The organism is Nocardia sichangensis, assembly GCF_047200615.1.
Classification (GTDB): domain Bacteria; phylum Actinomycetota; class Actinomycetes; order Mycobacteriales; family Mycobacteriaceae; genus Nocardia; species Nocardia sichangensis.
Map to the genome: position 1 here is coordinate 23,582 of NZ_JBJZOK010000042.1, position 26,521 is coordinate 50,102.

At 69.8% G+C, this 26,521-nt stretch carries 27 protein-coding genes; 16 read left to right on the forward strand and 11 right to left on the reverse strand.

Annotated features, from left to right (window positions below):
• Positions 1 to 30 precede the first annotated feature (30 nt).
• Both ACL03I_RS35655 and ACL03I_RS35660 read right to left on the reverse strand, forming a co-directional pair.
• The gene (locus ACL03I_RS35655; RefSeq protein WP_355078464.1) at positions 31 to 372 is read right to left on the reverse strand and encodes an ArsR/SmtB family transcription factor; all 342 of its coding nucleotides are present in this window, start codon (positions 370 to 372) and stop codon (positions 31 to 33) included.
• Entirely contained in the window at positions 369 to 836 is a 468-nt protein-coding gene (locus ACL03I_RS35660; protein WP_412808165.1) for an SRPBCC family protein, read from the reverse strand. The genes ACL03I_RS35655 and ACL03I_RS35660 overlap by 4 nt, the downstream gene beginning before the upstream one ends.
• Before the next feature lie 596 nt (positions 837 to 1,432).
• On the opposite strand from ACL03I_RS35660, the gene ACL03I_RS35665 reads away from it, so the two are divergent.
• Positions 1,433 to 3,025, forward strand: a complete 1,593-nt coding sequence (locus tag ACL03I_RS35665; RefSeq protein ID WP_355078465.1) for a bifunctional phosphatase PAP2/diacylglycerol kinase family protein — start codon at positions 1,433 to 1,435, stop codon at positions 3,023 to 3,025.
• Between the two features lie 7 nt (positions 3,026 to 3,032).
• Here the strand turns inward: ACL03I_RS35665 and ACL03I_RS35670 are convergent, their stop codons facing one another.
• On the reverse strand, positions 3,033 to 3,599 hold the full coding sequence (locus ACL03I_RS35670) for a hypothetical protein (RefSeq protein WP_412808166.1): 567 nt from the start codon (positions 3,597 to 3,599) through the stop codon (positions 3,033 to 3,035).
• Between the two features lie 133 nt (positions 3,600 to 3,732).
• Between ACL03I_RS35670 and ACL03I_RS35675 the strand changes: the two genes are divergently transcribed.
• Entirely contained in the window at positions 3,733 to 4,275 is a 543-nt protein-coding gene (locus ACL03I_RS35675) for a YaeQ family protein (protein ID WP_355078467.1), read from the forward strand.
• A 26-nt stretch (positions 4,276 to 4,301) separates the two neighbouring features.
• On the opposite strand, the gene ACL03I_RS35680 is transcribed toward ACL03I_RS35675, so the two are convergent.
• From ACL03I_RS35680 to ACL03I_RS35705, 6 genes are all read right to left on the reverse strand, one after another.
• Positions 4,302 to 4,754 (reverse strand): hypothetical protein, encoded by a 453-nt coding sequence (locus ACL03I_RS35680; RefSeq protein WP_355078468.1) that lies wholly within the window; start codon positions 4,752 to 4,754, stop codon positions 4,302 to 4,304.
• Positions 4,755 to 5,042: 288 nt separating this feature from the next.
• Positions 5,043 to 6,764 carry an urease subunit alpha gene (locus tag ACL03I_RS35685; protein WP_379255732.1) on the reverse strand — a complete coding sequence of 574 codons (1,722 nt, stop codon included), beginning with the start codon at positions 6,762 to 6,764 and terminating at the stop codon, positions 5,043 to 5,045.
• Between the two features lie 60 nt (positions 6,765 to 6,824).
• A complete protein-coding gene (locus tag ACL03I_RS35690) occupies positions 6,825 to 7,136 on the reverse strand; it encodes an urease subunit beta (RefSeq protein ID WP_355078470.1) in 312 nt (103 codons plus the stop codon).
• A gap of 50 nt (positions 7,137 to 7,186) precedes the next feature.
• Positions 7,187 to 7,489 carry an urease subunit gamma gene (locus ACL03I_RS35695; protein WP_039797870.1) on the reverse strand — a complete coding sequence of 101 codons (303 nt, stop codon included), beginning with the start codon at positions 7,487 to 7,489 and terminating at the stop codon, positions 7,187 to 7,189.
• A gap of 76 nt (positions 7,490 to 7,565) precedes the next feature.
• Complete coding sequence (locus tag ACL03I_RS35700) at positions 7,566 to 7,955, reverse strand: PaaI family thioesterase (protein ID WP_355078546.1); 390 nt, start codon at positions 7,953 to 7,955, stop codon at positions 7,566 to 7,568.
• A gap of 253 nt (positions 7,956 to 8,208) precedes the next feature.
• Positions 8,209 to 8,916 carry a hypothetical protein gene (locus ACL03I_RS35705; RefSeq protein ID WP_412808167.1) on the reverse strand — a complete coding sequence of 236 codons (708 nt, stop codon included), beginning with the start codon at positions 8,914 to 8,916 and terminating at the stop codon, positions 8,209 to 8,211.
• Positions 8,917 to 9,047: 131 nt separating this feature from the next.
• Between ACL03I_RS35705 and ACL03I_RS35710 the strand changes: the two genes are divergently transcribed.
• The 13 genes from ACL03I_RS35710 to ACL03I_RS35770 all read left to right on the forward strand — a co-directional run bounded on the left by ACL03I_RS35710 (position 9,048) and on the right by ACL03I_RS35770 (position 23,715).
• Complete coding sequence (locus tag ACL03I_RS35710; protein WP_364436602.1) at positions 9,048 to 10,094, forward strand: FecCD family ABC transporter permease; 1,047 nt, start codon at positions 9,048 to 9,050, stop codon at positions 10,092 to 10,094.
• Positions 10,091 to 11,182 carry a FecCD family ABC transporter permease gene (locus ACL03I_RS35715; RefSeq protein ID WP_412808168.1) on the forward strand — a complete coding sequence of 364 codons (1,092 nt, stop codon included), beginning with the start codon at positions 10,091 to 10,093 and terminating at the stop codon, positions 11,180 to 11,182. The genes ACL03I_RS35710 and ACL03I_RS35715 overlap by 4 nt, the downstream gene beginning before the upstream one ends.
• Positions 11,179 to 12,078 (forward strand): ABC transporter ATP-binding protein, encoded by a 900-nt coding sequence (locus ACL03I_RS35720; protein WP_412808169.1) that lies wholly within the window; start codon positions 11,179 to 11,181, stop codon positions 12,076 to 12,078. The genes ACL03I_RS35715 and ACL03I_RS35720 overlap by 4 nt, the downstream gene beginning before the upstream one ends.
• 71 nt (positions 12,079 to 12,149) lie before the next feature.
• Complete coding sequence (locus ACL03I_RS35725; protein ID WP_039797864.1) at positions 12,150 to 12,542, forward strand: BlaI/MecI/CopY family transcriptional regulator; 393 nt, start codon at positions 12,150 to 12,152, stop codon at positions 12,540 to 12,542.
• A gap of 43 nt (positions 12,543 to 12,585) precedes the next feature.
• Complete coding sequence (locus tag ACL03I_RS35730; protein WP_355078475.1) at positions 12,586 to 13,524, forward strand: M56 family metallopeptidase; 939 nt, start codon at positions 12,586 to 12,588, stop codon at positions 13,522 to 13,524.
• A 182-nt stretch (positions 13,525 to 13,706) separates the two neighbouring features.
• A complete protein-coding gene (locus ACL03I_RS35735) occupies positions 13,707 to 15,308 on the forward strand; it encodes a DEAD/DEAH box helicase (protein ID WP_355078476.1) in 1,602 nt (533 codons plus the stop codon).
• A gap of 3 nt (positions 15,309 to 15,311) precedes the next feature.
• A complete protein-coding gene (locus ACL03I_RS35740; RefSeq protein ID WP_355078477.1) occupies positions 15,312 to 16,157 on the forward strand; it encodes a DMT family transporter in 846 nt (281 codons plus the stop codon).
• Positions 16,158 to 16,267: 110 nt separating this feature from the next.
• Positions 16,268 to 17,704, forward strand: coding sequence for a GuaB1 family IMP dehydrogenase-related protein (locus ACL03I_RS35745; protein WP_355078478.1), 1,437 nt, complete (start codon positions 16,268 to 16,270; stop codon positions 17,702 to 17,704).
• Positions 17,705 to 17,948: 244 nt separating this feature from the next.
• On the forward strand, positions 17,949 to 19,331 hold the full coding sequence (locus ACL03I_RS35750) for a hemolysin family protein (protein WP_412808173.1): 1,383 nt from the start codon (positions 17,949 to 17,951) through the stop codon (positions 19,329 to 19,331).
• Complete coding sequence (locus ACL03I_RS35755) at positions 19,324 to 20,388, forward strand: hemolysin family protein (protein ID WP_355078479.1); 1,065 nt, start codon at positions 19,324 to 19,326, stop codon at positions 20,386 to 20,388. The genes ACL03I_RS35750 and ACL03I_RS35755 overlap by 8 nt, the downstream gene beginning before the upstream one ends.
• Positions 20,389 to 20,425: 37 nt before the next feature.
• Positions 20,426 to 21,340 carry a 3-methyladenine DNA glycosylase gene (locus ACL03I_RS35760; protein ID WP_412808174.1) on the forward strand — a complete coding sequence of 305 codons (915 nt, stop codon included), beginning with the start codon at positions 20,426 to 20,428 and terminating at the stop codon, positions 21,338 to 21,340.
• A gap of 153 nt (positions 21,341 to 21,493) precedes the next feature.
• The gene (locus ACL03I_RS35765) at positions 21,494 to 23,068 is read left to right on the forward strand and encodes an LVIVD repeat-containing protein (protein ID WP_355078480.1); all 1,575 of its coding nucleotides are present in this window, start codon (positions 21,494 to 21,496) and stop codon (positions 23,066 to 23,068) included.
• Positions 23,069 to 23,082: 14 nt separating this feature from the next.
• On the forward strand, positions 23,083 to 23,715 hold the full coding sequence (locus tag ACL03I_RS35770; RefSeq protein WP_412808170.1) for a DUF305 domain-containing protein: 633 nt from the start codon (positions 23,083 to 23,085) through the stop codon (positions 23,713 to 23,715).
• A 12-nt stretch (positions 23,716 to 23,727) separates the two neighbouring features.
• On the opposite strand, the gene ACL03I_RS35775 is transcribed toward ACL03I_RS35770, so the two are convergent.
• Complete coding sequence (locus ACL03I_RS35775) at positions 23,728 to 24,486, reverse strand: NAD(P)H-dependent oxidoreductase (protein WP_412808171.1); 759 nt, start codon at positions 24,484 to 24,486, stop codon at positions 23,728 to 23,730.
• A 165-nt stretch (positions 24,487 to 24,651) separates the two neighbouring features.
• Between ACL03I_RS35775 and ACL03I_RS35780 the strand changes: the two genes are divergently transcribed.
• Complete coding sequence (locus ACL03I_RS35780) at positions 24,652 to 25,386, forward strand: PaaI family thioesterase (protein WP_355078483.1); 735 nt, start codon at positions 24,652 to 24,654, stop codon at positions 25,384 to 25,386.
• Between the two features lie 27 nt (positions 25,387 to 25,413).
• Here ACL03I_RS35780 and ACL03I_RS35785 read toward each other — a convergent pair whose 3' ends face one another.
• On the reverse strand, positions 25,414 to 25,929 hold the full coding sequence (locus ACL03I_RS35785) for a hypothetical protein (RefSeq protein ID WP_412808172.1): 516 nt from the start codon (positions 25,927 to 25,929) through the stop codon (positions 25,414 to 25,416).
• Positions 25,930 to 26,521 lie beyond the last annotated feature (592 nt).

Consider the following 26,521-nt stretch of genomic DNA (forward strand, 5'->3'; position numbering starts at 1 on the left):
TCTTTCCATTGTTCTCGTAACCGCGTGATCTCACTGCTGGTCTTGTCTGCGCTGAATCGCCTCCGCGATGCGCTTGATACGCCGGAGCCTGGCGTCCCACGCCGCCCCGACCGCGGACAACTGAGCGACCGCGCGCGCGAGTTGCGCCTCGTCCACCCGGTACCGCCGCTCCCGCCCGGCGGGCGTGCCGTGCACCAAACCGACGCGGTCGAGCACGCCGAGATGTTTGGCGACCGCCTGCCGCGTGACGGGCAGCCGCTCACTGAGGCTGGTGGCCGTGCCGTTCCCCTCCGCGAGGAGCAGATCGAGCATCCGCCTGCGCATCGGGTCCCCGATGGCGGACCACAGGTCGTCGTCGACTGCGGCGGTCACGGCGTCGACACCAGCCGCACGATGTACTCCCCGAGGCGGGGGACGAAGGTGTCCCATCCCACGCTGTGGTCGCGGTACTGCTCCTCAAGTTTCGCCACCTCCCAACCCATTTCCCGGAACCCCGTCTCGGTGAGCCGGATCCTGGTGCCCGCGCCCGACGGGGTGAGTTCGAAAGTGACCAGCAGCGAGCCGGCGGAATCGTCGATCGCGCCGCCCGGATAGCACCAGCGGAACGAGAACAATCGCGGCGGCTCGGCCCGCACCACCCTGATCGGGACGACATCGACGCGGTCGCCCCAGACGAGTTCGCCGACCGCACCGGGCGCCGCATCGAACTCGGCGTCGTCGCTCCACCATTCCGAGATGTGCTCCGGGCTGCTGACGACCTCGAAGACCACCTCGGGCGAGGCGTCGACGTGTATCTCGCGTTCGATGCTCCCGTACTCCATATCCACGACCTCCATATGCAACGTTTGGTTGCGCTTGACGTTAGTCGACCACCGGGCATAGCGCAACCATTGGTTGCATATGCGCCGCCGTCGCCGATGCCGGACCTCGCCGCCGCACACCTCGCGCCGACCGACGCCATGGCGGTATCCCCTGCCCGGCAATGGCTTCAGCAACTGAGACATGCCGCGCCCATCCGCCGATTCGGCGCATCAGCAACTTTTCAGCAATCTCGCATCGCTACGATAGCCGCGTGCTGCGCGGAGTGCGGACGAATCGGCGATCAGAAGATCCGGCGACCACAAATCGTCGCGACCGCGGGCGCCGCCGAGCTGCCATGCGGGAGCCGGGATCGACACATCGCCCTGTCAACCCGTAGCCGCCACGCTCACGGCGATCACTGTCACCGCCCGCACCGACGATCGTCTTCATCGGCGTCCCTTTCGAATTCCCGGCAACTGGCAGTCGGCGTCTCGAGAATTCCTTTGCAACATCGGTTCTCGTGGCAGGTGTCGGCTCAACGACCTCTCGCCGAGCCCTGGGTCTCGCCGACACCGCGGCAGTCCGCTGTGCGTCCACGTTTGTGTGCGCGGTGATCGGTAATGTCGGACGAGTGAGTAGCTGGGTGCGCCGGAAGTTTCACGGCATAGGACGAATCGATCGAGCGATCGGCGGCGCGGTCGCCGAACTGCCTGCCTCGGTGGTCGACCATGGATTGCTGCGGCTCACCGGCAGCGCGAATTTCAGCGGACTCTGGCTGGTTCTCGCGACGCTGCTCGCCTCCCGCCAAGGCGCGCCGCGGCGGGCCGCGCTGCGCGGCGTCGTCTCCGTCGCCGGAGCCAGTCTCGTCGTCAACGTGGGCCTCAAATCGCTGATCGCCCGGCGCAGGCCTGCCGCCGAACTCCTGCCGGTGCACCGGCGACTCGTTCCGACTCCGCGCTCCTCCTCCTTCCCCTCGGGACACAGCGCTTGCGCCGCGGCATTCGCCACCGCTGTCGCTCTGGAAAGTCCCCGTACCGCACTGGCTGTCGCCCCGCTGGCCGCCACCGTCGCCTACTCTCGGGTGCACACCGGTGTGCACTGGAGTTCCGATGTGCTCGTCGGAGCGGCCGTGGGTTCCGGTGTCGCCCTGGCCACGCGACGCTGGTGGCCGGTACGCGAATCCGATGAGGCGCAGGCCCGCCCGGTTCGCGAAGTGCCCGCGCTGGTGGAGGGCAAAGGCCTGGTGGTCATGGTGAATCCGGTGTCCGGTGACCCGAATTACGATCCCACCGACGACGTGGTCGCGGCCCTGCCCGCCGCCACCGTGCTGCGCACGCAGCCCGATCTGGACTGTGCCGACCAGCTCGAGCGGGCCATCGCCGAGCACGGTGAACCGGTGCTTGCGGTCGGCGTCGCCGGTGGTGACGGCACGGTGGCCGCGGTGGCCGCGGTCGCGTTGCGCCACGAGCTGCCGCTGGTCGTCATCCCCACCGGCACGCTCAACCACTTCGCCCGCGATCTCGGCGTCTACGACCTGCGCGAAGTAATCGATGCCACCGGTGTCGGCGAGGCGGTGGCGGTGGACATCGCCGGCGTCGAATGCGAGGACGACACCGGTTCCCGCACCCGGCATCTGATCAACACCGCCAGCCTCGGCGCCTATCCGGACCTGGTGCAGCTGCGCGAGAAGTGGCAGTCACGCTGGGGCAAATGGCCCGCCTTCGCCGCCGCGCTCGTGGTGACCCTGCACCGGGCCGAGCCGATCGAGATCTGCCTGGACGGACGCTGGCAGCGGGTGTGGTTCCTGTTCGTCGGCAACGGTCCCTACCACCCGCACGGCGCGGTGCCCGCCTTCCGTGACCGGCTCGACGCCGGACTACTCGATATCCGCTGGCTGCGCGCCGATCTGCGCTGGTCGCGCACCCGCGCCGTACTCGCGCTGTTGCTGGCGGCGATCGGCCACAGCAAGGTCTACGGCGAACGCCAGTTGCCCGAACTCTTCGTGCAGCTACCCACGCCGGAGGCGCTGGCGACCGATGGCGAGGTGGTCGGCAAGGCCACCCGACTGCACTTCCGCATCGCCGGGCAACTCGCGGTCTACCGCCGTGACGAATCCAATCCGCTCTGGGCCGACCGCAGCCGCCCGCATCACCGCCGAGCTCCCTGGCTGCGGGACGTCTTCCGAGCCGAGCTACCGTTTCAGCGGCGAGCGGGCGAAGACTGAGCGCGCGCTACTTCATCAAGCGCAGCAACCCGAGGTTCGGCTCGAGCGCGCCGTCCTGTCCCAGCGCCAGGAAGTCCGCCTCGACCGCCTCGCGCTCCAGCACCCCGGCCCGCACCGCGTGGTAACGCACCACCGACCAGAGGAAGACATCGAGGTCGTCGAAACGAGTGCCCTCCTCGACCACTTCCTCCTCGTGGAACCAGATCGCGACCTGCCCGTTGCTGAGCACCACGTACAGGTTGCCGCCGCCGTCCGCGCCGATCGAGTACACGTCGCCGTCGGTGAGCTCGGTCTCGTAGTCGGAATCCAGTATGCCGCAGTTATTTCCGGCGAAGTCGAAACCGTAGGACCAGTCGTGGACATCCAGGAACTGCGGCATCCGCCCGGACCGCACCCGGCGATCGAAAGCCGCCAGCGCCGCCGCGGACGCGGGCGCCAGCCGGTCGAGGAAGGGCGCCACCGGCCGGGTCTCTTCCGGCACGGTGACCGGCGGCCGATCGGCGAACCATCTGGCCAGGTCGGCGTCGAGGTCGCGCTCGACGTATCCGGCCAAGTCGTCACGAGTAAGTGTCACCGCCGAATCGTAAGCGTCGTCAATGACATTCACTGAACACCGGATCGTCCAGCCCATCGCCGGCAGCTTGCGAAATCATCGCTACCGCGCTGCCTCGGGGCTGATCGCCGGGCGGCGATAAGCTCTTGGAGCTATGGCACTCAGCGCGACATTGCACAACTTCGCCGTCCAGTTGGCCGACGTCGATCGGGGCGTCTACCAGGAGCTGGAGTTGCGGGTGGCGCGGCACCCGTCCGAATCCGCGGAGTTCATGCTGACCCGAGTGCTCGCCTATTGCCTCGAATACGAGGAGGGCATCGCCTTCAGTGACGGTGGGGTCTCCTCCACCGACGAGCCAGCGGTGGTGGTGCGCGACCTCACCGGCCGCCTCACCGCCTGGATCGAAGTCGGCGCTCCGGACGCGGAGCGGGTGCACCGAGGCAGCAAACTCGCCGACCGGGTCGCCGTCTACACTCACCGCGACCCGGCCAAGGTGCTGGCGCAACTCCCCGGCAAGCGCATCCATCGCGCCGAAGCGATACCGCTCTACAGCTTCGATCGCGACTTCATCGATTCCGCCGTCGCCGCGACCGAACGCCGCAACACCGTGACCGTGTCCGTCACTGAGCGCCTGCTGTACCTGGACCTCAACGGCACCGCGTTGAGCGCACCGATCCACGAGCACCGGCTCACCTAGTTCTCGGATCCGTTCCTAGGTGCCCCTCATCGGATCCGGCGTTCGCACTCCTCGAATTCGGCTCCAGCTCGGAGGCAGTCGTAGAGTCCGCTCTGCACGTCGCCATTGGTGGGCGGCTCGCCGCAGAGAACACCGCATCGCTGGTAGTTCGGGACGGCGCTGCCGTCGGGCCAGTGGCAGGCATCGCCGTCGCAGGTGTAGCCGCGCGTATTCGGGTCGCGAGGAATCGGATTCCGGCTGAAGGACCACACGAACGCGTCGGTGTTCTGTACCTGCGTGCAGTAGACGGTCCGGCCGTCGGCGAGGCGGCCCACCGCACCGGAATCCTGGCAGTAGTCGTTCAAGGTGACCGTGACACCGCCGTCGGACGGCAGCGGCGCGGCCGCGGAGGTCACGAACATCGCGGCCAGAAACGTCCCCGCGCCGACAACACCCGTCAGCGCCCGACGCGCCGCCTTACGCTCGCCCGGTCGAGGCATGCTTCCCTCCCTTGCTCCAGGTCCAGCGGACTATACGCCCGGCGTCCACGAGTGGCACACCATTGAGACGTCCTCGCGTACCTCGCCGCAGCCGTGTGCGACTCGCGGGGGGTTCAAGCGGGGCGGCGGCGAAGGGCGGGTAGTTGTCGGCGGCCGTTCGCTCGGCGGCGTCGATGTAGTGGGCGAGAGCGTCGCGGGACACGGTAGGGAGCAGTATCCCGTGCTGATCGAGGAGTTCGGCAAGCCCGGCGAGGACCGACCGATCGGTCGAACCCGTACCCGCGCCGGTCAGAACAGGAAATAGCGCTGGGCCATGGGCAATTCGGTGGCGGGTTGTTCGCGCCAGACCTCGCCGTCGATGCGGACGGTGAAAGTGTCCGGCTCGACTTCGATGCGCGGCATGGCGTCGTTGTTCGGCAGATCCGTCTTCCGCACGCCACGGACGTCGCGGACCGGAACCAGCCTCCGCTGGACCCGCAACCGGTCGGCGAGGCCGTCCTCGATCGCCTGCTCGGAGACGAAATGCAGTGAGGTCGCGGCGGCGGCCGCCGGGGCGGCGCCGAACATGGGGCGCGGCAGCACCGGCTGCGGCGTGGGGATGGAGGCGTTGGCGTCGCCCATCGCGGCCCAGGCGATCGCGCCGCCCTTGAGGACGGCATGCGGGCGGACACCGAAGAACGCCGGCTCCCACAGCACCAGATCGGCGAGCTTGCCCACCTCGACCGACCCGATCTCGTGGTCCAGGCCGTGCGCGACGGCCGGGCAGATGGTGTATTTCGCGACGTAGCGCTGGACCCGGGCGTTGTCGGCGGCGCCGTCGCCCGGCAGCGCGCCGCGGCGGCGCTTCATCACGTGCGCGGTCTGCCAGGTGCGCAGCACCACCTCCCCGATGCGGCCCATGGCCTGTGAATCGCTGCCGATCATCGAGATGGCGCCGAGATCGTGCAGCAGGTCCTCGGCCGCGATGGTGGAGGGGCGGATGCGGCTTTCGGCGAAGGCCAGATCCTCCGGGATCGACGCGCTCAGGTGGTGGCACACCATGAGCATGTCCAAGTGCTCGTCGAGGGTGTTGATCGTATGCGGACGAGTCGGGTTGGTGGAACTGGGCAGCACGTTGGGATGGGCGGCGACGGTGATGATGTCGGGCGCGTGGCCGCCGCCCGCGCCCTCGGTGTGGTAGGCGTGGATGCCGCGGCCCGCGATCGCCGCGAGGGTGTCCTCGACGAAACCCGCCTCGTTCAACGTGTCCGAGTGCAGCGCCACCTGCACCCCCGCCGCCTCGGCCACGGTGAGGCAGGCATCGATCGCGGCGGGCGTGGAGCCCCAGTCCTCGTGCAGTTTGAAACCCGATGCGCCCGCGCGTAATTGCTCCCACATGGCCTCGGCGCTGACGGTGTTGCCCTTGCCGAGCAACACGATGTTCACCGGCCAGCCGTCGGTGGCCTCCAGCATGCGCGCCAGATGCCACGCGCCGGGCGTCACGGTGGTCGCCTTGCTGCCCTCGGCCGGGCCGGTGCCCCCGCCGATGAGGGTGGTGATGCCGCCGCCGAGCGCCTCCTCCAACAGCTGCGGGCAGATGAAATGCACGTGACAGTCGATCGCGCCCGCGGTGAGGATGCGGCCGTTGCCGGAGATCACCTCGGTGGACGGCCCGACGACCAGGTCCGGGTGCACCCCGGTCATGGTGTCGGGGTTGCCCGCCTTGCCGATCGCGCTGATGCGTCCGTCGCGAATACCGACGTCCGCTTTGATGATTCCCCAATGATCGATGATCACCACGCCCGTGATCACGGTGTCGGGAGCGCCCTCGGCGCGCGTCGCTCGGGACTGGCCCATGGATTCGCGCAGGACCTTGCCGCCGCCGAACACGGCTTCGTCGCCCGCGCGCCCCGGTCCCCCGCTGCGGTCCTCGGTGATCTCGATCAGCAGATCGGTGTCCGCCAGACGAATCCGGTCGCCCGTCGTCGGTCCGAACAGTTCGGCGTACCGCGCCCGGCTCAGCTCACTCATCGCGTCCTACCTCCTGAGCCCGCGTACTCCGCGCCGCCCCGTTCCGGGTCCGCATACGCACTAGCCATCGAGACGGCCCGGTGGGGTCGGGCTGATCCCGTGCACCTCGCGGGCGCCGCCCAGCGGCACCAGCCCTACCCGTTGCCCGAGACCGGGTTCGAAGCGCACCGCGGTCCCGGCCGGGATGTCGAGGCGGTGGCCGTGCGCGGCCGCGCGGTCGAACTCCAGCGCCGTGTTCGCCTGCGGGAAATGCACATGGCTGCCGACCTGCACCGGCCGGTCTCCGGTGTTGACCACGTCGAGTTCGAGGCGCCGCGCGCCCACGTTCAGTTCGATGACGCCCTCGGCGCAAAGGTATTCGCCGGGGATCACGCCGGGCCTCGGTCCGGCTCGGGGGCGCTCGCAAACCGCATACCGCCCGCCTATCCGATCGGGTGGTGCACGGTGACGAGCTTGGTGCCGTCCGGGAAGGTCGCCTCGACCTGGACGTCGGGGATCATCTCCGGCACGCCTTCCATCACGTCGTCGCGGGTGAGGACGGTCCGTCCCGAGGACATCAGGTCCGCGACGGTGCGCCCGTCCCGCGCGCCTTCCAGCACGTGGTCGGTGATCAGCGCGACCGCCTCGGGATGGTTCAGCTTGAGTCCGCGCGCCTGCCTGCGCCGGGCCAGCTCGGCGGCGTAGCTGAGCAGCAGGCGCTCCTGCTCATGCGGTGACAGTCGCATCCGGGCTCCTCACCGGTTCACAGTGACGGGTGACGCACATTCTGGCACGCCCGTTCCGCCGTCGCCGGTCGAGCGGTCAGGACCGATGCGGCAGATTCTGCAGTCGCACCTGACCGCGCGCCACGGTGCGGCCCTGCTCATCGGTGATGACGACCTGCCACAGCTGCTGCAGCCTGCCCCGATGCAGCGGCGTCGCCTCGCCTGTCAGGGTGCCCTCGCGCACCGCCCGCAGGAAATCGGTGTTGTTGTTCACGCCGACGACCGTGCCCTGGTCGCCGAACCAGACGCCGCCGGCGATGCTGGCGAGCGTCTCGACGACGGTGCAGTACACGCCGCCGTTCTGGATGCCTGCGGGCTGGTAGAGGTGCGGTTTCACGACCCACTCGCCGCGCACGCGATCGGGGCTCAGCTCGGTGTAGCGCAGGCCGATCAGGTCGGCGAAGGTGCCTTCGCTGTAAGCGTTCATCTGCTCGGGCGTGACGTCCGCCAGCGAGCCGACCTGGCGAGTCTCCTGCTGTGTCATGTATTCACTGTCGCACAGCACCCGGCGCGCAACGCCGCGGCCTCATCGCAGGCCAGGGCGGTGCCCCGCCGAAGAGATCGACACAGAGCGGCGGGCCCCACCGGAAGTGGAGCCCGCCGCGGCACGGGATCGGGGGTCACCGCAGCCCTCGGGACTCTCACGCGATCCGTACGCCGGAGATGAGTATAGGTCAGGCTTACCTAACTAAGCAAGAACCCGACCGCCGCACGGGCAGCCCGCGCTCGGCCATCGCCGCCAAGAGCGCCTGGCCACGACGCGCGCCGGTGACGGAATCGGTCCGCGCCAGATCGGGCACGTAAGCCGAAGCGCCCGCGACGGATTCACCGACGAGGGACCAGAACCGCCCGGCGCTCAAACCGGAGCAGCGAGTCAGGTTCCGCTGGACGACGGTCAGCGCGGGCTCGCAGCGATGCGCGAGCCAGACGTACATCGCCTCCGGGCACGGCAAGGCGACCACACCGGGACCGCCCGCAAGCGGATCACCGTCGATCACGCGAATCGTGGTGTCCGACAAGCCCGCCCAGTCGATTCCGCCGTCGTTGTCGGTATGGATCCAGAGGTTCTCCAAGCCCGGATCCCAGGCCCGCCCTTCCGCCACGAGCAGCGCGACCACCCGACCGGCTATCGCGTGGATCAGCGCCGTGGCAACCACTTCCGCCGCGATGCCGGCACTGATCATCTCCGCGGCATGCCGCCGGTACATGAGTTCGACGCGCCCCTCGCGCACTCCGTCCGCCAGCTGCCACCACCGTCGTTTGCCCTGCTCGGCGATCGCGGCGACGGCATAGACCCGCGGGTGCTCCGGTTGCAGCGCGCGCAGCCGGGCACAGGCGCGTCCGAACTCCGTCGTCGAGCGATGTGGCGTGGTGATGAGCTCGGTCATCGAACCTCCTCGGGGATCGGCTCCGTCGCGCGGCGCGGCGGACATTCGGCCATGCCCGTCTGTCCGCGAAGATAGGTTAGGCTTACCAGACCTAGCAACCGTATCGCTGATTTCAGGAGCAGCTCGTCGCCGTGACTTCTCTTGCCACCGTGAGGCGGCGACGTCTTTCCGGACTTCTCGTCTCGACCGTCCTGCTACTGCTCGCCGTGCTGGCCGGCGTGGCGGTGGGCGCCCGCTCGCTCGCGCCCGGGACCGTCTACGACGCCGTGCATCATGCGCTCACCTGCCCCGGCGGACCCTTCACCTGCGCAGCCGGTTCCACCGAGGAAGAGATCGTGCGAGGGCTGCGGCTGCCGCGCACCGCGTTGGCACTGGTCTGCGGGGCGGCCTTGGGAATCGCGGGCGCGCTCGTCCAGGGCTACACCCGCAATCCGCTCGCCGACGCCGGGTTGCTCGGACTGAACGCGGGTGCGGCGTTCCTGGCCGCGTTGAGCGTGTACCTGTTCGCCTTCGCCGCGCCGGAACAATACATCTGGTTCGCGCTGGCCGGAGCGCTGATCGCGGGGGTGGCGGTGTTTGCGACCTCGTCCGTGGGCGGCGGCAAGGCGAGCCCGCTGACCCTCGTGCTCGCGGGTGCGGCGGTCACCGCGTTCCTGCAGGCCATGACCAACGCCGTCGTGCTGTTCGACGCCGCCGCGCTGGACACCTACCGGTTCTGGGTGATCGGCGCCGTCGCCGGCCGCGACGCCGCGGTGTTCTGGCAGGTACTGCCGTTCCTGGCCGTGGGCATGTTGCTGGCGGTGCTGGCGGCGCCCGGACTGAATCTGATCGGCCTCGGCGACGACGTCGCGCGTGGGCTCGGCGTGCATGTCGGCCGCAGCCGCGCGCTCGGCCTGGCGGCCGTCGTGCTGCTGGCGGGCGCGGCGACGGCGGCGGTAGGGCCGATCGCCTTCCTCGGCCTGGTCGTGCCGCATCTGGCGCGGACGATCACCGGGCCCGACCATCGCTGGCTGATTCCCTATTCCGGGCTGCTCGGCGCGTTGCTACTGCTGATCGCCGATGTGGCGGGCCGGGTGGTGGCTCGCCCCGGCGAACTGGAGGTCGGCGTAGTGGTGGCCCTGCTCGGCGTGCCGTTCTTCCTCGCGTTCGTGCGCAGGCGAAAGCTGGTGAACCTGTGACGGTCTCGCTGCGAGCCTCGAGTGCCCGCCCCGCGCTGCGCGTCGGGCCGGTGTCGACGGTGCTGCGACCGCGGATGATCCTGATCGTCGCGGTCCTGATCGCGCTGGCGCTCGCACTGTTGTGCCTGGACGTCGCGGTGGGCGAGTCCCATCTACCGCTCGGGCGCGCGCTGGATGTCCTGACCGGCGGCGGCACCAGGGCTCAGCGGTTCATCGTGCTGGAGTCCCGGCTGCCGCGCGCGCTCACCGCGCTCGTGGTCGGCCTCGCGCTCGGGCTCGCGGGCGCTGTCACCCAGTCCATCCTGCACAACCCGCTGGCCGCGCCGGACATGCTCGGCATCACTTCGGGCGCGAGCCTGGGGGCGGTCGCGGTGCTGGTCGGCACCGGAGGCGCGAGCACCGGCCTGGCCGCTTCGGTCGGCGCGCCGGTGGCGGCCCTGGCAGGCGGGCTGCTCACCGCCGTCGCCATCTACCTGCTCGCCTGGGGACGCACCGCCACCGGCGCGTACGGCGCCACCGGGCTGCGGCTGGTGCTGATCGGCGTGGGCGTGAACGCCCTGCTGACCGCCGGGATCAGCTGGCTGCTCACCCGCGCCAGCCTGGCGGATGCCCAGCGCGTGCAGTTGTGGCTGAACGGATCGCTCAACGCGGCCGACAACGCGCGCCTGGGTCCCGCGGCGATCGCCGCGGGAATCGCCGCGCTCGTCGCGCTCGCCTCCGCCCGCACGCTCGCCGCGCTGCGCCTCGGCTCCGACACCACGCGTGCGCTCGGGGTGCGCATCCAGACCCAGCAGGCCGTCCTGATCGGAGCGGCGGTCGTGGCCGCCTCGGTGGCCACCGCCGCCGTCGGGCCGGTCGGTTTCGTCGCCCTCGCCGCGCCGCAGATCGCACGACGCCTGCTGCGCACACCGGGCGAGCCGCTGGTCGGCGCCGCGGTGACCGGCGCCATCCTGGTGGTCGGCGCGGATGTCGTGTCCCGCACGGCGTTTCCGGTCGACCTACCTCTCGGCGTCGTGACCGCGGCATTCGGCGGGCCGTTCCTGCTGTACCTGCTCGTGCGTATGAACCGGAAGGCCACGCTGTCATGACGATCGCGGACATCACCACCCCTGACGCCACGGAGCGAGCGAGCGCTCCTGCGCACCGGCTCGGCGCCGAGGCGGTCACACTCGGCTACGGCGACCGGGTGATCGTCGACGGGCTGAGCTTGACCGTCGCTCCCGGCGTCGTCACGACCGTCATCGGGCCCAACGGTTGCGGGAAGTCCACCCTGCTGCGTTCGCTCGGCCGCCTGCTGCGCCCCCGAGAAGGCCGAGTGTTGTTGGACGGCAAGGCTATTTCGACGATGAAGACCAAGGACGTCGCCCGCATCGTCGGCATGCTGCCGCAATCGCCGGTCGCCCCGGAAGGGCTCACCGTCGCCGATCTGGTCGCCCGCGGCCGCCACCCGCACCAGTCCTGGTTCCGGCAGTGGTCGGGCACCGACGAATCCGAGGTGACGACCGCGCTGGACCAAACCGGGATCGCCGACCTCGCCGGCCGCCCGCTCGATGAGCTGTCCGGCGGCCAGCGCCAGCGCGCCTGGATCTCGATGGCGCTGGCCCAGGGCACCGACATCCTGCTGCTCGACGAGCCGACCACCTATCTGGACCTGGCGCACTCCATCGAGGTGCTCGACCTGGTGGACCGGTTGCACGCCGATCTCGGCCGCACCGTCGTGATGGTGCTGCACGATCTCAATCTCGCGATCCGCTACAGCGACCAGCTGGTCGTCATGCGCGACGGACGCGTGGTCGCCGCGGGCGCCCCCGGCGAGGTGGTGTCGGTCGAGCTGCTGCGCGAAGTGTTCGACCTGGACGCGAAGGTTCTCGAGGACCCGGTGTCGGGCCGCCCGATGATCGTGCCGATCGGCGCCAGGCACGTGCGCGGAAAGGTGGGCGGACCGGCTGCCACAACGCCCGAGACCGCGCCGTATGAGAAATGACACACCAGCTATTCCATAGTTACGACACCCTGTAGTACGCATCCTCGTCGTTGAGTACCTAAAATTAGGGAATGGCAGGTCTTGGTGAACTCGAGAAAGCGGTCATGGACCAGTTGTGGTCGGCCGACGAACCACAAACGGTCCGGCAGGTGCACGAGGCGCTCGCCGCACGCCGTGAGCTCGCGTACACCACGGTGATGACCGTGCTGCAACGCCTCGCGAAGAAGAACCTCGTGGTCCAGCGGCGCGACGACCGCGCGCACCGCTACGCGCCGGTGCACACCCGCGACGAACTCGTGGCCAGCCTGATGGTCGACGCCCTGCAACAGGCCGACGCGGCGGGCAGCCGCGCCGCGGCCCTGGTGCACTTCGTGGAGCAGGTCGGCAAGGACGAGGCTGCCGCTCTGCGCGAAGCACTCGCTAAGCTCGAAGCAACCGAGGACTCGGCGCCCCCGCCGCAGTAGACTCCTCGGGCGCCCTGGCCCCACAACGCAGTGAGCTGAGTCGATGAACGCAACCGCGCCGGTATTCGCCGGACTGGCATTGCTTCTCGCGGGGCCTGCCCCGGCCTTGCTCAGCCGGGCGACCTGGACCTACCGGACGCCCCGAGCAGCGCTGGTGCTCTGGCAGGCCATCGCGCTCGCAGCCGTGCTCAGCGCGTTCGGCTCCGGGTTGGCCATCGCCGCCGAGCTGCTCGTGCCCGGTCCCGACGGCCGCCCGACCACCGCGCCGACCAGGGAGATCGACGCGCTCGGCCTGCCGCTGTGGCTGGCGTACGTGTTCGTCTTCGCGCTCACGCTGCTGATCGGCGCCCGGTTGATCTACGCGATCATCCGGGTCGGCGTGCACACCCGCAGGCGGCGGTCGCGCCACCGCATGCTCGTCGACCTGCTGGACCAGAGCGGTCCGCACCGGCGCGCGGCCGACATCCGGGTGCTGGCCGCCACCGAGCCCATCGCCTACTGCCTGCCCGGCCTGCGCCAGCGCGTCGTGCTCAGCGAAGGCACTCTGACCAATCTCGCCGACGCCGAGGTCACCGCCATCGTCAGCCACGAACGTTCGCACCTGCGGGCCAGGCACGATCTCGTGCTGGAGGCGTTCACGGCCGTGCACGAGGCGTTCCCCCGGGTGGTGCGCAGCAAGGCGGCGCTCGGCTCGGTGAAACTGCTCATCGAGTTACTCGCGGACGACTCGGCGGTCAAGGTCACCGGACCGAAGCCGCTGGCCCGCGCCCTCGTCGCCTGCGCGAAGTCCACCGCGCCGCAGGGCGCGCTCGCCGCGGGGGGCCCCACCACGCTCATCCGCATCCAGCGGCTGAGCGGCCGGATCGGGGACCTGCGCATCGCCACGGCCGCCTACCTCGGCTCGGCCGCCATCCTGGTGGTGCCGACGCAGGCCGTGGCCGTACCCTGGCTCGTGGAACTGAGTCGGCTGTTCCACGGCTGACTGCCCGGCACGTATCCTGGACCTTCGGCCCGCCTCCGGTCGGCCGCATCCTCTCGCTTTACCCGGCGCGCGTCATCGCCCGCGCCACCGCGCGGTGAAACCGCATCGCGCACCGTTCTCCATCCCACCGAACAGCGCGATCCGCGTGGAACGCGCCGTGCGACGAAAGGCACATCCTCCTCGTGACCCCCTCGACCACCGTCGCCGCGGCGCCCCCCGCGACCTTCGCGGGTCTGGGCCTGCCCGCCGTGCTCGTCCAGGCACTGCGACGCGACGGCATCGAGACGCCGTTTCCGATCCAGGCCGCCACGACGCCCGACGTCCTGGCAGGCAAGGACGTGCTCGGCCGCGGGCCGACCGGTTCCGGAAAGACCTTGGCCTTCGGCCTCCCGATGCTCACCCGGCTGGCCGGCGCCGCGGCCAAGCCGGGCCGCCCGCGCGGACTGGTCCTGGTGCCGACCCGCGAGCTGGCCGCACAGATCGAGCGGGCACTGGACGAACCGGCGCTTTCGCTCGGCCTGCGCGTGGCCTCGGTGGTCGGCGGCGCCCCGATCAAACGCCAAGCCGACCGGCTCGCCCGCGGCGTCGACCTGCTCATCGCCACGCCCGGACGGCTCGCCGACCTCCTCACCCAGGGATCCGCCGATCTGTCCGACGTGACGATCACCGCGCTCGACGAGGCCGACCACATGGCCGACATGGGATTCCTGCCGCAGGTGACCAAGCTGCTCGACCGCACGCCGCGCGACGGTCAGCGCCTGCTGTTCTCGGCCACGCTGGACGGCGAGGTCGACAAGCTGGTCAAGCGTTACCTGCGCTCCCCCGTCACGCATTCCACCGCACCGCCGTCGGCCTCGGTCACCACGATGTCGCATCACCTGCTCTACGTCGGCGACAAGGTGACCAAGCGGGCGGTCGCCACCGAGATCGCCGCCCGCGACGGGCTGACCATCATGTTCGTCCGTACCAAGCACGGCGCCGACCGGCTCGCCAAACAGCTGCGCGGGGCGGGCATCGCCGCGGGCGCGCTGCACGGCGGCAAGGCGCAGAACAATCGCACCCGCACCCTCGCCGCGTTCGCCGACGGCTCGGTGCCGGTGCTGGTCACGACCGACGTCGCCGCGCGCGGCATCCACGTCGACGGGATCTCCCTCGTCGTGCATGTCGATCCGCCGCCGGAGCCGAAGGCCTATCTGCACCGGGCCGGGCGCACCGCCCGCGCGGGTGAGGACGGCGTGGTCGTCACGCTGGTGATGGACGAAGAGCGCCGCGACGTCGAGTCGATGGCCCGTAAGGCGGGTGTCGAAGTGGACGGAGTCGCGGTCCGTCCCGGCGACCGCACCCTGGTCGAGATCACCGGCGCCCGCCGCCCGTCCGGAACTCCGGTGGTTCCGGCTTCCGCCGCGCCCGCGACCACCCCGGCGACGAAACCCGCACGACGTCAAGCGAACCGGCGTGCGGAGACAGCTCAGGCCGGTGGCCGCGGCGCCGGTGCGGCGAAGCAGTCCCGATCGGGCTCGATGCCGAGCCGTGGTGGCGAATCGGTCACCGCGCCGGGGCGTCGTCGCGGCCAGGCGAAAGTCGCCGGGAAGCCCGCCACCGGCAGCTCCGCCGGGCACAGTGCGGGTTCGGTCGAGGGTGGGTCCCCCCGCCGTTCCGCTACGGCGGGCGGATTCTCCGGACGCGCCGCAGGGCACGCCTCCGGCGACACGCCGGGCCGGACACGGCGACGCGCCGTACGCGCGCAGCAGTCACCGCAGCGGGGCAATCGCGGAGCAAACTAGAGCGTGTCGACTCACGCGGCAGCCGCCGTCCTCTGCGCCTTGCTCGCGGCGCTGCTGTTCGCGGTCGCCGCGGTGGCGCAACAGCACGCGGCGGCCGCGGTGCCGGAGGGCGCGTCGCTGATCCGCTCGCTGATGCGTACCCCGCGCTGGTGGGCGGGCGTCGTCGGCGACGCGGGCGGATACGCCATGCAGGTCGTCGCGCTCACCTTGGGTGCGGTGCTGCTGGTGCAGCCGATCCTGGTGAGCGCGCTGGTGTTCGCGCTACCGATGTCCGCCCGGCTCAACGACCGCCGCGTGGCGCCGCGCACCTGGGCGACCGCCCTCGCGCTGACCGCCGCGCTGGCCTGCTTCCTGCTCGTCGGCAATCCGACCGAGGGCAACACCGATGCGCCGCTGCGAGATTGGCTCGTGCCCCTGGGCATCCTGCTCGGCCTGATCGCCGCCGCCACCGCCGGTGGCATCGCCGCGCGCGACCCGGCGTGGCGCGCGCTGCTGATCGGCGCCGCGAGCGGCGCCCTCTACGGACTCGCCGCCGCGCTCACCGACTACGTCACCGACCTGTTCGAGCACGGTCTCGGGGATGTGCTCAGCGGCTGGCAGACCTGGGCACTCATCGGGGCCGGTGTCACCGGCGTCTACCTGCAGCAGCGCGCCTATCACGCGGGACCGCTGACCGCCTCCTTGCCCGCCGTCACGGTCGTCGAGCCACTGGCCGCCGCGTTCATCGGCATCGCCGTGCTGGACGAGCGGTTGCGGACGGACACCGCGGGACTGGTCATCACCGGAGGCGCGGTGCTCGTCATGGCCGCCGCGACGATCATGCTCTCCCGCTCGCAAGCCGCCGCCTGAGCCCGCAGGCGAAGAAAGGCCGACGGGACAGACGACGCACCGCATATCCGCACTGTCGAGCCCCGGGCAGAACGGCGCACACCGGTCGGCGCGCGGATATCATCGGTCGAGTGCGCTTTCTTCCCGGTCATCAGCCGCCGTACGACCTGACCTACGACGACATCTTCCTCGTCCCGAATCGGACGGACGTCGCGTCGCGCTTCGACGTCGATCTGTCGACGACCGACGGGTCGGGCACCACCATCCCCATCGTCGTGGCGAACATGACCGCCGTGGCCGGGCGCAGAATGGCCGAGACGGTGGCCCGCCGCGGCGGCATCGTCGTCCTCCCCCAGGACCTGCCGATCACCGCGGCCGCCGACACCATCGCCTTCGTCAAGAGCCGCTCGCTCACCGCCGACACTCCGGTCACCCTCGCCCCCGACCGTTCGGTCTCCGAGGCGGTCGCCCTGATGCACAAGCGCGCGCACGGCGCGGTCGTGGTGGTGGACGAAGGACGCCCGGTCGGCGTGGTGACCGAGGCCGCCTGCGCCGACGTCGACCGCTTCGCCCGGCTCCGCGAGGTCGCGGTCACCGATTTCGTGCGGGCCCCCGCGACCACCACCCCGCGTGACCTGTTCGACCTGCTGCACGCCGAGCACGCCGACTTCGCCGTGCTCACCGCCGAGGACGGCACCTTGGCCGGCGTGCTCACCCGCACCGGCGCCCTGCGCGCGGGCATCTACCAGCCCGCCGTCGACGCCGCGGGCAAGCTGCGCGTCGCGGCCGCGGTCGGCATCAACGGCGACGTGGCCGCCAAGGCCAAGTCCCTCGTGGATTCGGGCGCCGACCTGCTGGTCATCGACACCGCGCACGGACACCAGGCCAAGATGCTCGAAACGCTCACCGCCGTGCGCGATCTCGGGCTCGGAGTCCCGCTGGTCGCGGGCAACGTCGTCTCCGCCGAGGGCACCAGGGATCTCGCGGCGGCGGGCGCCGACATCGTCAAGGTCGGTGTCGGCCCCGGCGCCATGTGCACCACCCGGATGATGACCGGCGTCGGCCGCCCGCAGTTCTCCGCGGTGGCCGAATGCGCCACCGCCGCCGCGGAACTCGGCGTGCACATCTGGGCCGACGGCGGCGTGCGCCATCCCCGCGACGTGGCGCTCGCGCTGGCCGCGGGCGCGTCCAACGTGATGATCGGCTCCTGGTTCGCCGGTACCTACGAGTCCCCCGGCGACCTGCGGGTCGATCGCGACGGCAACGCGTACAAGGAGAGCTTCGGCATGGCCTCCAAGCGGGCCGTCGCCGCCCGCACCGCCTCCGACAGCGAATTCGACCGAGCGCGCAAGGGACTGTTCGAAGAGGGCATCTCCAGCTCGCGGATGCGGCTGGACCCCGAGCGTCCCGGCGTCGAGGACCTCATCGACCACATCTGCTCCGGAGTGCGCAGCGCGTGCACCTACGCGGGAGCACGGACGCTCGCCGAGTTCCACGACAAGGCAGTGCTCGGCGTGCAATCCGCGGCCGGATTCGCCGAAGGCCGCCCGCTGCCCAGCGGTTGGTGAGCGCCGACACACGAATCGCACCGGCACCGGCCCACGCCACTCGGCACGTGGGCCGGTAGCATGGTGGTTGCCGGACACCGGCACCACGACTCGTTTGCGAAAGGATCCAGTTGTCACCCGCGTCCGAGGGCGCCGCACAGGAGGGCTCCTCTACCGAGCCGGGTGACCAACCCGGCGTCCTCCTCCCCGCAGTAGTCCCATTCCGCACAGGCCGTCACGCAGCACCGTTCGGGTGGTGCTGACCATGTCCGTCGCGCTCACCGCGCTCAGCCTGATCGGATTTATCGCACTCACCGTCGGCACGGCCCTGTTCGTGGCCGCGGAATTCTCCCTCACCGCCCTGGAGCGCAGCACCGTCGAGGCGCACGCCCGCACCGGTGACGTCCGCGCCCGCATGGTCCGCAAGGCGCATCGCACGCTGTCGTTCCAGCTGTCCGGCGCCCAGCTCGGCATCACCATCACCACGTTGATCACCGGTTACATCGCCGAGCCGGTACTGGCCCGGCTGCTGCATCCGGTGTTCGCCGGCATCGGGCTGAGCGAAGCCGCCGCGGGTGGCGTCGCGCTCACGCTCGCGCTGATCCTGGCCACCTCGCTGTCGATGATCTACGGCGAGCTGGTGCCCAAGAACATCGCCATCGCCAAGCCGCTGGCCACCGCCCGCGTCACGGCCGGACCGATGATCGGCTTCTCGGTGGTGTTCAAGTGGATGATCCATTTCCTCAACGGCACCGCCAACTGGGTGGTTCGCAGGCTCGGCGTCGAGCCCGCCGAGGAGTTGCGCTCGGCCCGTTCGCCGCAGGAACTCGGCTCCCTGGTGCGCACGTCCGCGCTGCGCGGCGCGCTCGACCAGCCCACCGCCCAGGTGATGGACCGCTCGCTGCAGTTCGGCGAGCGCAGCGCCGAGGAGCTGATGACTCCGCGGGTGAAGATCGAGTCGCTCGACAAGGACGACACCATCGCCGATCTGATCGACGCGGCGGGCCGCACCGGTTTCTCCCGCTTCCCGGTGATCGACGGCGATCTCGACAACACCCTCGGCTTCGTGCACGTCAAACAGGCCTTCACCCGCCCAGTGCACGCGCGCCGGACGACCCCCCTGTACCGGCTCGCCCAGCCGGTGCCGATCGTGCCCGCCAGCTTGGACGGCGACGAGGTGCTCGAACGGGTCCGCGCCGACGGCATGCAGGTCGCCCTCGTCGTGGACGAGTACGGCGGGACCGCGGGCCTGGTCACCATGGAGGACATCATCGAGGAGATCCTCGGCGACGTCCGCGACGAGCACGACGAGGAGGAGCGCGACGTACGGCGCGTCTCCGACGGCTGGGACTGCTCGGGCCTGCTGCGTATCGACGAGGTCTCCCGGGCGACCGGGTACGACGCGCCGGAGGGCGAATACGAGACGCTGGGCGGCCTCGTGCTGACCCGGCTCGGCCGCATCCCGGTGCCCGGCGACGAAGTCGTGCTGCCCAACCCTCGCTCGCAGCAGTGGACGGCGCCGGAGAACCACGGCTCCGGCGGTTGGATCGCCCGGGTGGAGCGCATGGACGGACGGCGCATCGATCGGGTCCGGTTGATCCCGGTGGACGCCGACGCCCTCGCGACCAAGGAGCACAGCCATGGGTGACCTCTTCGGCGTCCTGCTCACCGTCGTGCTGCTGGCAGGCAACGCGTTCTTCGTCGCCGCCGAGTTCGCGCTCATCTCCGCCCGCCGCGACCGGCTGGAAGCGCTGGCCGCGCAGGGCAAGCGCAACGCGAACACCGTCATCCGAGCGGGCGAGAACCTTTCGATGATGCTCGCCGCCGCGCAGCTGGGCATCACCATCTGCTCGATCCTGCTCGGCCGCGTCGGCGAGCCCGCCGTAGCGCACCTGCTGGAAGGCCCGTTCGACCTACTCGGCTTGCCGCAGCAACTGCTGCACCCGGTGGCGTTCGCGCTGGCGCTGACCATCGTGGTGATCCTGCACATCCTGTTCGGCGAGATGATCCCGAAGAACATCGCGCTGGCCGGGCCGGAGCGCAGCGCGCTGCTGCTGGTGCCGGTGCACCTGATGTGGCTGCGGCTGGCCCGCCCGCTCATCGCGCTGTACAACCTGGCCGCCAACCTGTCGCTGCGCCTGCTGCGGGTCGAGCCGAAGGACGAGCTGGAGGCCACCGTGTCGACGGTGGAACTGGCCGAGATGATCGGCGAGTCCCGCTCGGAGGGGCTGCTCGACGAGGAGGAGCATCGCCGCCTCACGCAGGCGCTCGGCACCAGCGACCGGGTGGTCGCCGACGTGATGGTGCCGCTGGACGCGACCCGATCGATTCCGCTGCGCGGCAACGGGACCACACTCGGCGACATCGAATCCGCAGTCGCCGAGACGGGTTTCTCCCGGTTCCCGGTGCGGGCGAACGACGGCTCGCTGGTCGGCTACCTGCACGTCAAGGACGTGCTCGACAAGGTCGCCGACGAGAGCGCCGGTCCGGGGACGCCGATCCCGCGCACCGATATCCGCCCGCTGCCTACGGTGGGCATGGGCGCCACGCTCTACGAGGCGCTGGCGCGGCTGCGGCGCACCAACAGCCATCTCGGCCGCGTGGTCGACGACCGGGGCAACACCACCGGCATCGTCGCCTTGGAGGACTTGGTGGAGGAATTCGTCGGCACCGTCCGAGACGGAACGCATCGGGTGGGCGAATGACGATTCGGGCAGCGTGCCCGCGCGGGGTGCGATGACCATGCGGGTGTTGTCCGGTGCGCGATGGCGGGAGTCCGCCGCCGCGCACCGGGCCCGGCTGGACGACCTGGTCGGGCCCTATCTCGAGCGGCGGGCGCAAGGTTCGTCGCACCCGGTGATCGACTTCTTGTTCACCTACTACGGGCACAAACCCGCCCAGTTGCGGCGCTGGCATCCGGGATACGGCGTCGGGATGGCCGATGCCGCCGAATACCGCGATGCGCGCGGGTATCACCACGTGGTCACCGATTCCGGCGCTGCGGACTTCTGCACCGCCGATCCCGCATACCTGGACAAACGCCGCGATACCGTCGCGTTCGTCGCGGAGTTGCTGCGTGCCACCGCGTCCCGGCCCGCTCATCTGTCCTGCTTCGGGCTGCACGAATGGGCGATGGTGTATCGCACCGACGACATCCGCCACCAGAGGGTGCCGCTGCGGCTGGGACGCGCGGGCACCGACAGCGTGCTCGACTCGATGTCGCTGCGCTGTACGCATTTCGACGCCTACCGCTTCTTCACCCCGGACGCCGTCGGCCGCAATGCCGAGCCGCTCACCCGAGCTGACCAGCTGCGTCGCGAACAGCCGGGCTGTCTGCACGCGAATATGGATCTGTACAAGTGGGGCTTCAAGCTGGTCCCGTTGATCTCGTCGGAGCTGCTCCTGGATTGTTTCGAGTTGGCTTGCGCTGCAAGGGAACTGGACATGCGCGCCAGCCCGTACGACCTGTCCGGCCTCGGCTACCAGCCGGTTCGCATCGAGACACCCTCGGGGCGGGCGGAGTACGTCCGCGCCCAGGCCGAGTTGGCGGAACGCGCAGCCGGACTACGACGCGTCTTCCTGGGTGCCTGCGACGAACTCCTGTCGGAGCACCCGAATTCGGCCACGCTCGGCACCGGACCGACCCAGTCGCGCTGACCACGCGGACCGGAAAACTTCGCGAATCGTCTGCGATTCGACGAAACTCACCCTCGGGCCGACGGAAATCATTACCATTCAGTCAGTTCAGCGGTGACTGTCCCAGTCACCCTGGGTAGCCAATCTCGACGACGAAGTTGGGGGGTCGCGACGATGCGCCCGTTGGCCAGACTGTGCCGTGTCAAACCGCTGGCTCTGCTCACCATCGGCATGGTTACGGCCGTGCTGCTGCCCATGAGCGCTTCGGCCGATCCGCCATCGGACGTTCGTAACGCGGTCGAGGAGTTCCTCGACGTCGGGCGCACTTCGGTTCCCCGCGCCGACTGCGGCCCCGGCGCCGCCCCCGAGAGCGGACTGCAAGGCGATGTCACCGCCGCCGACCGCGACAGCGGGCGCAGCACGCAGGGCTACCGGTGCAACATCTCCTACGTCGGCGGCTACGCGGGACGCGGCGCGGGCATCACCTCCACCAGCTTCGAGCATTGCGCCTATCTGGGCTCGTTCTTTCCCGGCGACCTGATCAGCGAGGGCCGTGGCGTCCAGGTGCTCGACGTGTCCGATCCGGCGAATCCGCGTCCGACGGCGACTTTGACCGAGCCCGCGATGCTCGCGGGCACCTGGGAGAGCCTCAAGGTCAACACCGAGCGCAAGTTGCTGGTCGGCACCGGCGTGCCGGTCGGCGAGGGTGTGGGCTACCTGTCGGTCTACGACATCTCCGATTGCGCGCATCCGCGGCTGCTCAATCCCGGTCCGGGGACGAATCTGGCGATGCCGCTGCCGATCACCACGCACGAGGGCGGCTTCTCCCCCGACGGCAACACCTATTGGGCCTCCGGAGTCGCGCCCGGCTTCGTCAGCGCGGTGGACCTGAGCGACCCCGCCGACCCGCACGTGGTGTGGCAGGGCTTGACGGGCATCGAAGCGCACGGATTCGGCATCAGCCCGGACGGCGATCGGATGTACATCTCCGCGCTCGGCGGATTCACCGTCCTCGACATCAGCGCGGTGCAGCGCCGCGACCCGAACCCGCAGGTGCACCATCTGGGCCGGGTGTTCTGGACGGACGGCTGGGCGACCCAGCACAGCATCCCGGTCTTCTACGACGGCAAGCCCTACCTCTACACCGTCGACGAAGGCGGTTCCGGCGGCGTCAAACTCATCGATATCTCCGACGAGACGGCGCCCAGGGTGGCCAACAAGATCAAGCTCGAGATCAACCTGCCGCAGCACATCGACAGCAATATCGGTTCGTCGATGGGTGGTTCCGCCTTCGCCTACGAATCGCACTACTGCGCCGCCGACCGGCAGGACAACCCGACCGCCTTGGCCTGCGGATGGATCTCCTCCGGCATCCGGGTGTTCGACATCCGCGACCCCTACGCCATCCGCGAGATCGCCTACTACAACCCGCCCGCCCGCACCGGGCAGAACATGAGCCTGTGGAACTCGCCGCACGCGCTCGCCTCGCTCATCGGCGTTCCGCTCATGAGCACCCCTCCGGCGGTGCGCGCCGTACTGGAGGGACAGTTCAACCCCCTGGACGCCACCACCCCGCGCACCGGCCGCCTCGCCTTCGGCGATGTGTCCACCGACTGGTGCTTCTCACCACCGGAATGGCGCGGATCACAGCTGTACGTCGCGTGCTCGGACAACGGGTTCATGGTGCTGCGACTGGACGACGACGTGTACTCGCCACCGGCGGACCAGCGGTCGATCGTCGGGTCGTAGCGATGCGGCGCTGGATGTCGACCGCCGCCCTGGTCTCGGCGGCCTTCGCGCTGCTCGTGCTCGGCGCCGCTCTGCGGCCGCTGGTGTTTCCGGAAAGTCGTTCCGCCGCACCGGTGCTCACCGATGTCGAGATCGGCTTCGTACAGGACATGACCACCCATCACCAGCAAGCGCTGCTGATGGTGCAGCGGCTGGATCGCTCGGTCGATCCGGCGGTCGCCCGGCTGGCCGAACAACTCGACCGCACACAGCGCCTGGAGATCGGCACCATGCTCGGCTGGCTGCGCCTGGCGGACGCGCCGCCCAGCTCCGTACACCCGATGGCGTGGATGCACGGCGCGGACGCGTCGGCGCATGGCCATCAGGCGACGGCCGCGCAGACGGCACCCCTGATGCCCGGGATGGCGAGCACGGCGGAACTGGACAATCTGGCAGCGGCACATGGCCGGAACGCGGAGACACTGTTCCTTCAACTGATGGTTCGCCACCACCAAGGCGGTATCGCGATGGCCGAGGCCGCCGACAGTCTCCTGGGCTCCGGGCCGGTCAAAGAGATCGCGCGTTCCATGATCCATGGGCAAGGCCAAGAGGCGGGGGTGATGGGCATGCTGCTCACCCAGCGCGGAGCGACCCCACTGCCGCCCTGATCACCCGGGCGGCTACGACGCCACGTGCAATCCGAAGCCGGTCGCTCCCCGCGCTTCGCGACCAGCCACGAGACGCAGAGTCCGGTCGTAGTCGCCGCCGCCCTGCGGCCGGTACCGGATCGGCTCCAGTTCGGCCAGCTCCGACATCCGCCGCCGCAGGTCGTACGCGACGTCGTCGAAGCGCGCGGCGTCGAGGCGGATCGTGTCGTGCACCACGAACGGAGGCAGCACGTCCATGCCGGTGTAGTAGAGGATGCCGTGGTGGATCGGGAACAGCAGATCCTCGACGGGGCCGTTGATCCCGCGATCGGAGTAGGACGGCTGCCTGCCCCCGACCGAGACCACCAGCATCGCGCGCCGCCCGGCCAGGACGCCCGCCCCATATCTGGGCAACGCCTTACCCCCGGCTCCATAGGCGAAATCGCAGGTGAGAACCCGGTCCACCCAGCCCTTCATGATCGCGGGCATGCCGAACCACCAGAGTGGGAAATGCAGGACGACGGCGTCGGCCCACAGCAGTTTCTCCTGCTCGGCGCGGATGTCGGGACTCAGCGTCCCGTCGCGGTAGGCCGCACCCGAGGCCAGCATGAAGTTGGGCTCCTCGACCGCGCCGAAATCGTCGGTATCGGCGGCGGCCTTCCACCCCATCGCGTAGAGGTCGGTGATCCGCACCTCGTGCCCGTCCGCCCGCAACTGGCGCACCCCAACGTCTTTCAGAGCGCCGGTGAGTGAGTCCGGCTTCGGGTGGGCGTACACGATCAGTACGTTCATTCCAGCGTTCGTCACATGTCGGCGCAACAGCGTGCGGAGCGTCGGATATTCCGTCGTCCCCTCGACCTGCGTCGACAGGTGGCCCGGCGACGGCCCGGCGACACCGCGACGGTATGGTCGGCTGAACCGGGTCATGATCGTCGGCCGGGAGAGGTTGGGCAACAGATGATTCGGACCGATGCGATCAAGGTGCCCGCGCACGTGCGCGGATACCCGGGTGTGGCGTTCGGCGGGTATGTAGCGGGACTGCTCGCCGCCGCGAGCGGCGCCACGCAGGTGCGCGTCGACTTCCGCCGCGGCGTGTCCGTGGACACTCCGCTGGTACTGGCGGCCGACGGCTCCGGCGGCGCGTCACTCACCGACCTCGACGGTGCGGTACTCGCCGAAGCGTCCCCATCGACGGTCACGGTCACGCCGCGGCCCGCGCCCAGCTGGGAACAGGCTCGAGCGGCGAGCGCGACCGCAGGCGCGCTGCGCAAGATGAGCCACTGCTACGGCTGCGGTGCGGCCTGCGCGCCCGGACGTGGATTGCGCTTGTCGCCTTGGGCCATGTCCACGCACGACATGGTCATCGCCGCCTGGACACCGGATCCCGCGCTCGCCGGACCCGATGGCTTGCTGCCCACCGAGAACGTCTGGTCCGCTCTGGATTGCCCCGGCGGCTGGGCCGCGATGGCGCTGCGCGATCTGCGCCCCGGAGCGGTCACCGCCGCTCTCACCGCCACGCAGCTCGAACCGGTCCGCGCCGGCGACCCCTACCTGTCCTACGGGTGGCCGATCTCATCGGACGGCCGCAAGCACACGGTCGGCGTGGCCTTGTCACGAAGCGACGGAACGCTGTGCGCCCTCGCCGAAGCGCTCTGGATCGAGCCCCGCCGACCGCTCCCGTTCGAATGGTGATCGGTCCCCCGAATCTGCCGACCGCGCTCAGTGAGTGTCGACGAAGCGGTACCACTGGCCGTCGAAAGCGGCGTATTCGATGCCGTTGGTGGCGGGTGGGCCGAGGTGCGGCGGGGTGGCCGGGTCGCGGAAGAAGGCGAAGCCCTCCGAATTCGAGTCACCCGTTTGGGTGTAGAACAGGCAGCCGCCGTCGCGGGGCGTGATGAAGGTGATCGTGTAGACGCCGAGGCGGCTGCGGTGGCCGGAGTGCGCGCAGTCGACGGCTTGATCTTCGAGGATCCCGCGGGAGAGGCGCCAGCCGGTGTCCTCCGGGACGTCGTAGAGGGCCGACGCCACGAGGGCCGCGATGAGCACAGGCGAGGCGAGACTGTGGAACACGGCACGGTAGCGCAGCAGCCCGAGCAGTCCGAACAAAACGGCGATCCCACCGAGCACACCGAGCACCGTCCAGAGCACGACGAGGGTCGGGAACGTGCCCTCCGCGGCGAGTTGCCAGAACAGCGCCGCGCAGCAGAGCGCGACCAGGGCGGTCAGGAGCCCCATCCACAGAACGAACCAACGAGGAATACGCGACCGTGTGCGCACGGACCCTGCGGAGTTCACGTGTTCAAGATACGAGGGGCAGGAGCTTCGCGCGCGGGATCGGCCGCGAAATCCCCCGGGGCACTGGCGATCACGGCGACGCGGGAAGCGGGCGGAAAGCCCGGGCGGTCCAATTCCGGAGACCGCGTCCGAGTTCGCATGGTCCAGATGTCCGGCGAATTCCGGCACCGATGACTACGCACTTCACCAGGCGCGAGATCCATCAGTGTGAAAACAAACAATTCGGAACGTTTCCCGATTCCGGCCGGAATAGAAAATCCCCCGGCCAGCACACCTGACCAGGGGATTTCACTACTCGCAGCAGATCGTGGACCGCACGTTCACAGCGGAGGGAAGCCCGCCGATCCGGTGGCCATCCAATTCCAGAACATCGCCGCGCGATTAACGACCAATGCCACGATGTCGAGCACAACGCTTCCCATGAATCTTCCTCACAAATCGACGATCTCGTGCGGCCCCCAGGGTAACGGACCGATATACAAGAGTCGAAACTCCTGGTCGCCCGAGAAAGCGCGAATCCCCCGGCCGACGG